General features: G+C 35.9%; 5 protein-coding genes. All 5 read right to left on the bottom strand.

Translation table 11 applies throughout. The features are described from left to right. Positions 1–14: 14 nt before the first annotated feature. Complete coding sequence (locus APR43_RS18100; RefSeq protein ID WP_053471164.1) at positions 15–3,101, bottom strand: SusC/RagA family TonB-linked outer membrane protein; 3,087 nt, start codon at positions 3,099–3,101, stop codon at positions 15–17. A 263-nt stretch (positions 3,102–3,364) separates the two neighbouring features. Further along, entirely contained in the window at positions 3,365–6,025 is a 2,661-nt protein-coding gene (locus tag APR43_RS18095; protein ID WP_053471165.1) for a glycoside hydrolase family 3 N-terminal domain-containing protein, read from the bottom strand. A 12-nt stretch (positions 6,026–6,037) separates the two neighbouring features. Then, positions 6,038–8,287 carry a GH92 family glycosyl hydrolase gene (locus APR43_RS18090; RefSeq protein ID WP_082356389.1) on the bottom strand — a complete coding sequence of 750 codons (2,250 nt, stop codon included), beginning with the start codon at positions 8,285–8,287 and terminating at the stop codon, positions 6,038–6,040. A gap of 4 nt (positions 8,288–8,291) precedes the next feature. Then, positions 8,292–9,776: an alpha-L-fucosidase gene (locus APR43_RS18085; RefSeq protein ID WP_053471166.1), complete on the bottom strand. Its 1,485-nt coding sequence runs from the start codon at positions 9,774–9,776 to the stop codon at positions 8,292–8,294. Between the two features lie 464 nt (positions 9,777–10,240). Next, the gene (locus tag APR43_RS18080) at positions 10,241–12,562 is read right to left on the bottom strand and encodes a family 20 glycosylhydrolase (RefSeq protein WP_053471167.1); all 2,322 of its coding nucleotides are present in this window, start codon (positions 12,560–12,562) and stop codon (positions 10,241–10,243) included. Positions 12,563–12,566 lie beyond the last annotated feature (4 nt).

Raw genomic sequence — 12,566 nt, 5'->3', positions numbered from 1 at the left:
CTCTCTTTATTTAATTAAAATCCAAATTTCACATTAACTCCATAATCTCTCGTTGAAGGAATGTTGAAAGATTCTATACCTTGCAGGTTTCCTGTTCCTGCTCCTGCCTCTGGATCAAAATATTTAGCTTTGTTCACGAAGAAGAACAAGTTTCTTCCCACTAATGAAAAATCAATATTTGTAAATCCTGAATTACCTAATATACGTTTTGGTAAAGAATAACCAAAAACTAGCTCTCTTAATCTGATGTTTGTTGCATCATAAATAAAAGGTTCTGCAATAGGAGTTCTTTGTCCAATAGCTGTCCAGTATTGCTCTGCCGTAATACTTGTCGTATTTGGAGAATAAGTACCGTTTCCGTTAGAAACAACACCATCAACAACAATTCCGCCTTCTCTTCCTGCTAAAGTAACATCGCTAACTCCTAAACCAGCTTGTCTGGCCTGAGTGTATGAAATAACTTCACCGCCAATTCTAAAATCAACTAAGAAACTTAAAGAGAAATCTTTGTATTTAAAGTTATTTTTAAAACCTCCAGTCCAGTCCGGGTTAAAGTTTCCGGCACGTACATCAAAACCATTTGTTGCCAGAGGGATACCTGCACTGTTTACAATAACATTTCCGTTTGGATCTCTTTGGAAACCTTTAATATATAAATCTCCATATTCTCCGCCTTGAACAACTTTACTTCTTACTAAACGTCCTTCTCCAAGAACTAATTCATCTCTACCATCATAAATCGATTTTACTTTAGATTTATAAGAAGCGTAGTTTGCTGTAATATCCCAGCTAAAGTTTTCTGTTTGAATAGGAGTTGCTGTAAGCGTAAGCTCGATACCTTTATTTTCAATATCACCACCATTTACAATCGCTCTTGAGAAAGAAGAAGATTCTGGAGTATTGATATAGAAAATTTGATTGTCTGTTAACGTATTAAAATATGTAAAATCTAAACCTAAACGATTATTAAAGAATCTCACATCGGCACCAATCTCTGTAGAAGAAGAAATCTCTGGTTTTAAGTTTGGATTTGCTTTTGTACTTTGTCCGTATAACATACCGCCGTTTCCACCAATGTATGAAAATCTTTGTTGAGTTTGATAAGGATCAGTATCGTTACCAACTTGTGCATAAGAAGCTCTTAATTTTGCAAAACTGATTACTTCTGGTAATTTAACCATGTCTGAAATCACAGCTGAAAGACCTACAGAAGGATAGAAATAATCTGTTGGTAAAGTTGAAGACCAGTCATTTCTTGCCGTTAAATCTAAGAACAAATAGTTTCTGAAACCAATTTGACCAAATCCGTAAACAGAGTTAATTCTTTTTTCTGAAGCTGTAGAAGTTGATTGAATTGTTTGTACGTTAGACAATGCAAAATAGTTTCTTTTACTTAAAACTCCTCCTGAATTTAAAGCTGAATTACTTTGCTGTAGTGAACTCGCACCAGCATTAAGTCCAACAGAAAAATCTCCAAATTTTTCATTGTAAGAAAGTAAAGCATCAATATTCAATTCACTTACTGTTTCATAAGATTCGCTGTATGAACCTAAGTTATTATTGAAAGCTACAGTTGCATATCTGTTTCTTACGTTTTTGTTTGTCATTTGGTCTAAACCTGCTCTACCTTGTAAACTTAACGTTTTTGTAAATTCATATTTAAGGGAAGCTAAACCAATAAATCTGTTTCTTTTATCTGAACGGGCATCATCTCTTAAAGCAGACCAAAATGGGTTTCCTCCCGGAGATCCTGTTTCGTCGATAAAATAATTCATTTGTCTTTGTCCTGCAGCATCAAAATATTCGAAGTTTTTATAATCGTTATAAGCGATACTACGAGGCAATAAATAAGCTGATGTTCCAATAGATTCTTCACCAGTTCTTAATAAGTTATCAATGTCCTGAACGATGTAGTTTGTTTTTACATCTAATGATAATTTATCAGAGATTTTACTAGTCAATCTTAAGTTAAGATTGTGTCTGTCTAATTGGTTTCCGCCAACAATACCTTCAGCGCGCGTGTTAGTGTAAGAGAAATAACCCTGCGCTTTTTCGTTACCAGCTGTTACTGTTAAAGTATTAGCTAAATTGTAACCTGTTTTGTAAAAATCAATTACGTTGTTTGGCTGTGGAGAATAACTTTGTGTAGCCGGCCCAGCATAATTTGGGTTACGAACTAACTGCCAGTTTGAAACCTGGCTTCCGTCTAATTTCCCTCCCCAGCTTGAGCTGGAAGTTGGATTGTAAACACCGTTTGCTCCCTGTCCGTACTCATTTTGTAAATTCATCAGGTTGTAAGCAGATGAAGCCATAAAATTAGAAGATACCGAAACAGATGTTTTTCCTGATTTTCCTGATTTTGTTGTAATTACGATAACACCATTACTCGCTCTTGATCCGTAAAGAGCTGCTGCCGAAGGCCCTTTTAAAACAGTCATCGAAGCAATATCCTCCGGATTGATGTTTGAAATACCGTCTGGCTGTGTAGTTCCTCCTGTATCAATATCAGGATTTGTTGTTGTTGTACCGTTACTGATAGGCACACCATCTACTACATATAATGGCTGGTTGTTTCCGTTAAGAGATCTGTTACCTCTTAATGTAATTCTTGAAGAAGAACCAACACCATTTGAAGTTGTAGAGTAGTTAAGACCAGCAACTTTACCAGATAGTGAGTTAGCAACGTTTAAAGACCTTGCTTCTGATAATTCGTCTACTCCAATGTTTTGAGCTGAATACGTAATTGCTTTTTTCTCTCTCTTGATACCAAGAGCAGTTACTACTACTTCTCCTAATTGTTGTGCCGAAGCTCCTAAAGCAGCATTAATGGTAGTTTGAGTTCCCACGGCCACTTCTTTTGAAGCTGAACCAACATAAGAGAAAACCAAAACTGCTGATTGATTTGGAACTGTAATAGAGTACTTACCATCAAAATCTGATGATGTACTTGTTTTTGTTCCCTTAACAACAACATTTGCCCCAGGGATCGGAATTCCGCTTTGGGCATCTGTTATCGTTCCTCTTACTATTGTTTGTGCTTCCAGATTTTGAAATCCAAATAAGCATATCACAAACAGTAATTTTAGTACGTTCTTGATCATATTTAGTTGTTTTTTGAGTTAATAACATGTTAAACTTAAGAATACATTTTGTTAACAGGATATAATTTCGACAAATGACAAGTTTGAAAAGGTGTTGGGAATACATTTATCTTTTAAGGGTACGAAAACGTTTTAAATTGTAATCTTTATCCTCTTTATTTCCAACACCTTGTTTCGCATTAATCGAAGTGTTTTACTCTTTTTTCAACTACATTCTTTCTTAATTCTCTTAAACGTTAAAAATATTATTAGTTTTCATCGAATTAGTTCAAAACTTTGAAATTTGTTTTGATCAAATCCGTAGAATTTCCTCCAACCATAACTTCAAAATCTCCCGGTTCTACAACGCGCTTCATTTCTCTGTTCCAAATAGATAACTCATCTGGTGTAAGTATAAACTCAAGCGTTTTGGTTTCACCTTTCTTAATATTTAATCTTTTGAATCCTTTTAAGGTTTTTTCAGGAGTTGTCGTGCTGCTGTAAACATCCTTAATATATAATTGTGCAACTTCGTCTCCGTCTCTGCTTCCAGTGTTTTTAACATCAACCGAAACTTTTAACTCTCCGTCAGCTTTAATTTCTTTTGCGCTGATCTTTAAATTTGAATATTCAAACTTGGTATAACTTAATCCGTAACCGAATGTATATAAAGGATGTTCGCTCTCTGCTACATATCTATGAATCGCAGATCTTTTTTGGTTATAATATATAGGTAGCTGCCCAACTGATTTTGGAACTGTAATAGGCAATCTTCCACCCGGATTATAATCTCCAAATAAAACATCAGCCACTGCTCTTCCTCCTAACTCTCCCGGAAACCAGCCTTCAACAACTGCCGGAATATTTTCTGCAATCCAGTTTGTCGAAAGCGGACGCCCGTTTAACAATACACAAACCACAGGAGTTCCTGTTTTTTGAATTTCTTCGATCAATTCCTGCTGCATCCCGAATAAGTCTAAAGAAGCAACATCTCTGTTTTCTTCCACCAATTCGTTTGATTCTCCTAAAACTACAATGGCAACATCAGCTTTTTTAGCAGCGTCAATTGCAGGCTGTAAGTTTACTTTTTCTAAATTCCAGCGTAAGTGCGCTCTGGCTCCCCAGCCGCCTTCCCACATTTCGATGCGAACTTTGTATTTTTTTCCTGCTTCAATATTTTTTGGCGTTGTAACCATGCTTGTCGCACCTTTTGTCCAGTTGTCGATTACCAATTGATCGTCGATCCACATTCTGATTCCGTCATCAGAACTTAAACCTATCCAGCCGTCAAATGCTTTATCTGATTTTATATAACCTGTCCATCGAATAGAGAAATCATCATCGGTAACGCCATCGCCCGGAGACCAAGGCCAGTCAAACTCTAATTGATTGTCAATACGAGTTAATGCCGGAGTTCCTTCAACATTTCTGTTATTGAAATATTCTCCTTTTAATCCGTTTTGAGCTTCATCTGGAGTAAATAAATATTTAGATGGAATAATTTGTCCTTTTACAATCAATGGAACACCTTCTTCATAAACAACATTGGCCGTTTTTCCAACTAATTGTTGAATACCTTCGTAAACTGTTGTTCCAACGCTGTTTTTTGGAGCATATCCACCCAATCTTGAAGCATTTGCATTTGGTCCAATAACAGCAACGTTTTTGATCTCTTTGCTTAAAGGCAGAATGTTGTTGTCATTTTTCAACAAAACCATAGATTTCTGAGCTGCTTCAAGAGCCACATTTTGATTTTCTTTAGTATGAAAACGTTCTTTAATTAAGTTCTTATCTGTGTATGGATTTTCAAATAATCCCAATAAGAATTTCAAACGTAAAACTCCTCCGGCAGCACGGTCAATCTGCGCCATTGTCAATTTCTTTTCGTTTACCAATTCTATAATACTCGTTTGCCAGAATTCATTTGTAAAATCATAAAATTGCATATCAACTCCCGCTGCAATAGCTTCTCTGATACTTTCTTTTGGAGAACTGGTAACAAAATGTGTTACCTGAAGATATTTTATAGCTCCTAAATCTGAAACTACAATTCCTTTAAAACCCCATTCGTTTCTCAAAACATCAGTCAATAACCAATGATTCGCTGCACAAGGAATTCCGTCTAATTCAGAATACGCACACATCGTTCCCAATGCACCGCCTTTTCTAAATGCTTTTTCAAATGAAGGCAAATGATCTTCTCTCGCCGAACGTTCTCCGACTAAAATTGGAGAAGAATTTCCTCCCGCCTGTGGAATACCGTGAACGGCAAAATGTTTAGGTTCTGCAATAATCGACCGATCTGATTTTAAATCATCGCCCTGCATTCCTTTAATCATCGCCAGACCAATTTCACTGTTTAAATACGCATCTTCACCAAAAGTTTCGGCAACACGTCCCCAGCGTGGTTCACGTCCTAAATCTAAATTTGGACCTAAACCAAAATGAACGCCATGCGATCTTGCTTCCATTGCAATTACTTTTCCCACTTTGTCCATTACGTTTGTATCCCAAGTTGCTCCAAGACCAATATTCATTGGGAAAGCTGTACTTCCTTCATCTAAATAACCGTGAAGCATCTCGCACATAATAAGCGCAGGAATTCCCCATTTATTTTTTTTAATTATCTCACTTTGAAGATCATTAATCATTTTTGCCGAACGCGGATAAATATCATGAATCGCCCCAATTCCAAGATTTCCAATTTTAGCATCTGATTTTACTTTAGAGAAATCTTCTTTTTCTTTAAAAAATTCGCCTTTGTACATATCCATCTGGCGCACTTTTTCTTCAAGCGACATACGGCTTAACAAGTCTTTTACCCTATCTTCTGTCGGTAGTTTTGCGTCTTGATACGGGTATTTTTTCTGCGCATAGGTTTGGTTAAAAAAACCTACAGCCATTACAAAAATAATGGCTGTTTTTTTGATTTTGAGTTGTAACATAGTTGTGAGAGTTTAATTTTGAATCACTTTGAGCGTTCCTCCATTCACAAAATCATCGTGTGAAATGAAATAACTGTTCAGTGGTTTTCCGTTTAATTCTATTGTTTTGATTTTTCCATCAGTATTGATTTCTTTTTCAATAACAATATTTTCTTTTTTATAATATCTTGAATCTAATTTGATTGTTACTTTATCAAACATTGGTGTTGTGATCGTATAAATTGGGTCGCCGGGAGATATTGGATAAAATCCCATCATGGAATATACTAACCAAGCCGACATTGTTCCGGTATCATCATTTCCTGGTAATCCTTTTGGTTTGTTTTGAAAATATTCCTGTACCAGTTTTTTAACCAGTTCCTGACTTCTCCATTCTTCGCCTTTTACATAATTGAATAAATAGGGATAAGCAATATCCGGCTCGTTTGCCATATCAAATTTTTTGGTATCAAAAACTTTTTGCAATTGATCTGTGAAAGGTTTATCACCGCCCATTAATTTCATCAATCCTTTGATATCATGCGGAACCATAAAAGCATATTGCCATGCATTTCCTTCGATAAAACCAACATTTGCTTCAAAATTAGATCCTGCTTCGGGATCAAAAGGTTCGTACCAATTTCCGTTAGCAATTCTTGGACGCAATAATTTTAAATTTTTGTCAAATAATTTTTGGTAGGATAATGAACGTTTAGCAAAACGTTTGTAATCTTCCTTTTCACCCAAAGCTTTTGCTAAAAGTGAAATCGCATAATCTGAAGTATTGTATTCCAGTGTTGTAGAAACAGGTCCGGGATGATTAGTAGATAAATATCCTTTTTCTATATATTCTTTAAGCCCCGGACGCAGCGGATTATTTTCAATTTGGTCTGCTCCTTTCAACATGGCATAATAAGCTTTGTAAACGTCAAAATCCTGAATTCCTTTTAAGCAGGCATCAACTATAACAATACTTGCCGGATCTCCTACCATTGTAAATGTTTCTGTAGAATTTAATTCCCATTTTGGCAGCCAGCCGTTTTCATCATACATTTTCAACATGCTTTTTATCATATCCGATTGCTGCTTAGGATAAACTAAAGAGGTTAAAGGATGCATGTTTCGATAGGTATCCCATAATGAAAATACTGTATAGCGCGTGCCATCAGTTTTACCAATCTTGGTTCTTTTAATCTGCGGATATTCTCCGTTTACATCATTTAAAGTATTCGGATGAATTAAAGTGTGATACAAAGCTGTGTAGAAAATCGTTTTATCATCTTCGGAACCGCCTTCAACTAAAATCTTCGAAAGTTCGTCGTTCCATTCTTTGTAAGTGTCTTTATAAACGGCATCAAACGATTTATCTCCGGTTTCTTTTTCTAAATTTTCACGCGCATTTTCGATGCTTACATACGAAATCCCAATTTTAACTTCAACCGTTTCTTGTTTGTCAAATTTGTAGCTGAAATAACTTCCAATACTATCGCCAACTACTGTTTTGATGGTATTTTTCATTATTCTTGCCTTGCCATTATATCCTGCCATCCATTGCGCTTCAACACCATTGTATTTAGAAGGTTTTTTCCAAACGCCAAATTTTTCAGCAGGTTTAGAAAACTTGGCTACAAAATAAACCGGATAAGCATCTTCCGGGCTATTATAACAAAACGAACCTACAGAACGCATTCCTTCAATTTCTGTCGAGGAAACGACTTTGATCATCGAACCTTCTTCGTTCGTTAATCCTAAACCAAGATTTATTAAAATGTTCGACTGCCCTTTCGGGAAAGAGAATCTGCTTACACCAACTCGTTTTGAAGCGGTAAATTCTCCTTTAACTTTATATTTCTTGAGATCAACGCTGTAATATCCGGCTTTTGCCACTTCATTAGAATATGTCGATCCGTATTTTAAATGATCGATTTCAAGATTTCCAGTTGTTGGCATCAATAAAATAACGCCTAATTCTGGACAACCTACACCGCTCAAATTCACCTGACTAAATCCGGTTAAAAAGGTATTTTCGTTTACATATGGATTCGAAAGCCACTGACTGTCTTTTTCCATTGGAGTATTTTTTACTCCGGCAACATTAAACGGGCTTATACTTGCCATTCCGCGTGGCGCAATCGGCCCCGGAAAAGCGGCTCCAAAGTTGGAAGTTCCAATAAACGGATTCACATAATCTGCCGGTTGTTGTGCAAAACTTGTGATGCTAAAAAACAGCATGCAAAAGCTGCATGCTGTTTTTAAAATTAATTTTTTTGATATTGAAAACATATTCTTATCTGTTAATAGCTTCTATTTTTAAAGTCCATGCTTCTTTTGCAGGTAAATTATTTCTAAGGCTTTCCGGAATTACCACTTTAAATCCGTTTCCTTCTTTTGTCCATTTTAGAGAAGTTTTAGAACCTAACATGGTAATTTTTGTTCCTTTTTTAGGGCTGATAGATTTCACTGTAACGCTTGCAGGAATTTTATCTTCTCCGTCTTTTGCTAAATAAAAAGCAAATACATTTCCGGCTTTATTTTGTGTAAAGCAGATATTATCTTCCTTAAAAGGTTCAATTGGTTTTGTATCATAAATCGCAACACTGTTTACTTTCATCCAGTCTGCATAAGCTTGCAATAAATCATAAGCACCTTGCTGCCATTCTCCTTCCGGACTTGGGGCAACGTTTAATAATAGGTTTCCGCCTTTTGCAACAATGTCAACCAACATGTGAATTCCTTGTCTTCCCGTCATGTATTTTGCATCTGGAGTATAAGACCATCCGCCGCCAGAAGTGATACAAGATTCCCAAGGATAAGGTAATGTTTTTGCAGGAACACGACCTTCTGGAGTTAAATAATTTTGATTTTTTCCGTGAACCGCTCTGTCAACCACAATTAATCCTGGTTGTTTTTGGCGTGCTTTCACCACCAATTCGTCCATTTTTGGATCCTGATCTACAACTCTGTGTTTGATGAAACCGTTTTTAGATTCGTTTTCAGCAAATTTCTCGTCATAGTTTTCTTTTAAATTTTGCTGATCTCTTTTTCTAACCCATCCTCCGTCAAGCCATAAAATATCTACTTTACCGTAATTAGTAAGGATTTCTAAAATTTGGTTGTGAGTGAAATCAACATATTTCTGCCATTTTTCAGGATATAATGACGGATCGTAATTTACATTTCTGTCGAAAGGCGGAAAATACGGATCCCAGTAATTTTCGTTATGCCAGTCTGGTTTTGAGAAATAAGCTCCTGTTGAAATATTCTCTGCTCTAAAAGCGTTGAAAACTTCTTTTAAAACATCGGCTTTTGGATTTGTGCTGAAAGGACAATCTTTGTCTGTTACTTTATAATCAGAATATTTAGTATCGTACATATTAAATCCATCATGGTGTTTGGTGGTAAAAACCATGTATTTCATTCCCGCTGCTTTTGCTGCTTTTGCCCATTTTGTCGGATCAAATTTGGTTGGATTAAAAGTCTTTTTCAAACCTTCATAATCTTTTACATATTGATTATAATTGGTCGGATTGCTTCCTTTTTTACGTTCGCACCATCCATAATCTTCCGGGCATATTGACCATGATTCTACAATTCCCCATTGGCTGTATGTTCCCCAGTGCATTAATAATCCAAACTTTTTGCCTTGCCATGCCTCTAAATTTTTCAACACCAACGGATCCGTTTCCGGTACATAACGCTCATCTTCATAAATGGCCTGCGAAAACATTTGAACGGAAAATAATAACGCGATTATGAATATTCCTCTTTTCATCTTTATTCTATTTATAGTTTTTTGTTTTTGTTCTTTGTTTAATTGTGAAATTCACATTTAAGATATTGAGACAAAGTGTCCTTGTTATCTAATTAATTATGAAATTCACATTTAAGATATTGAGACAAAGTGTCCTTGTTATCTAATTTTGTCAAATTTTCTCCACATTTTTGTCATTTCGACGGAGGAGAAATCTTCGCAAGAAACTCCTCATAGTAAATCGTCAATCTTTGTCGATCAACTAGTGCGATTCCTCGTTCCTCGGAATGACAAACTTAACCGGAAACTTTATCAAAGCTTCTGCGCATTTTTTGTCATTTCGACGAAGGAGAAATCTTCGCAAGAAACTCCTCATAGTAATTCATCAATCTTTGTCGAGCTACTTGTGGAGATTTCTCCTCCGTCGAAATGACAAGATTGCGTGTAATATCATGAGCGTATCAGTTTGACAAAAAATGCGTTTATTAATTCACTAAAATCTCATCAACAAACAACCAAGAACTTTCCCCTTTCGGGCTTTTCTTAAGGTTATAAGCGATTACTTTTACAAATCGTGTATTGACTTTTGCAAAATTGATTTTGAAATCCTTCAATTCCGAAGTCACATTTGGAGCATACGGACGTGAAACTTTCCCAACTTCCTGATATTTGATTCCATCATTTGAAACCAAAACTTTCACTTTTACAGGAAAATTAACTCCGGCGCCCTGACTTTCTAAAGCTCCTACTATTACCTGCTCAACACTTTCCTGTTTTTCAAAATCGATTACCAATTCCATATCGTTAACAAGCCATGCCTGCCATTGTCCGTCATGGAAATTTTTGCTTCCTCGAATTGTATTGACCATCGTATTGGCATCTCCTTTATAATTATCATTATAAGGCGTTAAATATTTTACTTTTTGTGCAAAAGCTTTATGGAAAATAATGGTATCTGTAAATGTTTTTCCAACTGGTTTTTCATCCTGAAATAAAGAAGCTTTTAAAACAGTAGTTTCTTTAAATTCAATTGGGTTTATATATTTCACCGCATGATGATCGATCGTTTTATCTCCTAAAACATATCGAATATCCGGATTTGGAAATTCATTTTTCAGTGTCACATTAATTTGTTTTTTAGCCAAATCTGCTGTTGAAGAAGATGTTACCAAATAAGCACTTTTAGCATAATTGATTCCTAAATAATCATAGCGATTTAATAATGGTTTCAGTCTCGTTGTAAAATCAATCCAGTTACGGCTTTCTTTCGAACTCCATAAAACCTCAGCCATAGCTGCCAGTCTTGGAAAAATCATATATTCTGAATCCTTTGGTCCCGAAAGATATTCTGCCCATAAATTAGCCTGTCCGCCCAAAACATGATTCGCTTCTGCAGGTGACATTGTAGGCACAACCGGCTCAAATTCGTACACTTTATTTAAAGGATTATAAGCATCAAAAGCCAATGGTTCTTCGTTTTGAGGACCTTGATAAAAATTAAAATAACAAGGAGATTCCGGCGTCATAATGACATCATGACCTTGGTCTGCCGCTTCAATACCGCCTTTTGTTCCTCTCCAGCTCATTACAGTGGCTTCCGGAGCTAAACCGCCTTCTACAATTTCATCCCAGCCAATTACTTTTTTACCTTTAGAATTGATGTATTTTTCAATACGTTTTACAAAATAACTTTGCAGTTCCGTTGAATTTTTCAGACCTAAATCTTTCATTCTTTTTTGGCAGTTTGGACATTTATCCCAATTGGTTTTTGTCGCTTCGTCGCCTCCAATATGAATATATTTTGATGGAAAAATCGTCATTACTTCGTCTAATACATTTTGCAGAAACTCAAATGTAGATTCTTTTCCTGCACAATAAATATCTGTAATAGGCCAGACTCCGCCAGACGGAACACCAATACGCTGATCAAAACAAGCCAATTCCGGATAAGCTGCAATGGCAGAACTTACGTGTGCCGGCATTTCGATTTCAGGAATTACTTCGATGTTTTTAGAAGCTGCATATTTTACGATTTCTTTTAATTCTTCCTGCGTAAAAAATCCTCCGTAAGTTCCTTTTTCATCAGGATTTGTGGCTAATCTGGCATTCCATGCAACATTTTCCTGATTCACTCTCCATGCTCCAACTTCGGTTAGTTTAGGATATTTCTTAATTTCAATTCTCCAGCCTTGATCATCAACTAAATGCAAATGCAAAACGTTCATTTTGTGCATTGCCAAACGATCGATTGTAGCCAGAATATAATTTTTATCGAAAAAATGACGTGATAAATCCAACATCAAACCTCTCCATTGAAAACGCGGTTCGTCTGTAATCACAACATTCGGAATCTGCCATTTTGCAGATGAAATTGCATAAGTACTTTCAATCGCCGTAGGAAGTAATTGTCTAATCGTTTCTAATCCGTAGATAAAACCAGCATTTCCTTTTGCTGTAATTGTGATTATATTATTGTTTACCTCAACTTTATAGGCTTCTTTATGAAGATTTGGATCTGTTTTAAACTGAACAAAATTGTTCTGCGGTGCTTTTACGCCCAAAATTGGTCGCCAGCCTGCAGCCACTTCAAATTTGTTGATTAAAGCGTTTGATATATCTTTTTGAAAATCAGTATTGGCAACAAAAACAGTATTTTTAGAAAACTCAAAACTTCCTGATTGAATCAAAACCTGATTTGGTTTCGGGATAATTTGAATATCTTTTGCAGTAAAAACTTTTTTCTGACTGTAACCCAAACTTAAAACAGTTAAGAAGATTAAGACGAATAAGGGTTTTAATGATCTCATAATT

It is taken from the genome of Flavobacterium sp. NLM (genome assembly GCF_002210235.1).
In the GTDB taxonomy this organism is placed as follows: domain Bacteria; phylum Bacteroidota; class Bacteroidia; order Flavobacteriales; family Flavobacteriaceae; genus Flavobacterium; species Flavobacterium panici.
This window is presented reverse-complemented; position numbering and strand designations above follow the sequence as displayed.

Bases quoted from the DNA above. Each gene is read 5' to 3' on its own strand.
- APR43_RS18100 (WP_053471164.1), bottom strand. From the start codon at position 3,101: ATGATCAAGAACGTACTAAAATTACTGTTTGTGATATGCTTATTTGGA.
- APR43_RS18095 (WP_053471165.1), bottom strand. From the start codon at position 6,025: ATGTTACAACTCAAAATCAAAAAAACAGCCATTATTTTTGTAATGGCT.
- APR43_RS18090 (WP_082356389.1), bottom strand. From the start codon at position 8,287: ATGTTTTCAATATCAAAAAAATTAATTTTAAAAACAGCATGCAGCTTT.
- APR43_RS18085 (WP_053471166.1), bottom strand. From the start codon at position 9,776: ATGAAAAGAGGAATATTCATAATCGCGTTATTATTTTCCGTTCAAATG.
- APR43_RS18080 (WP_053471167.1), bottom strand. From the start codon at position 12,562: ATGAGATCATTAAAACCCTTATTCGTCTTAATCTTCTTAACTGTTTTA.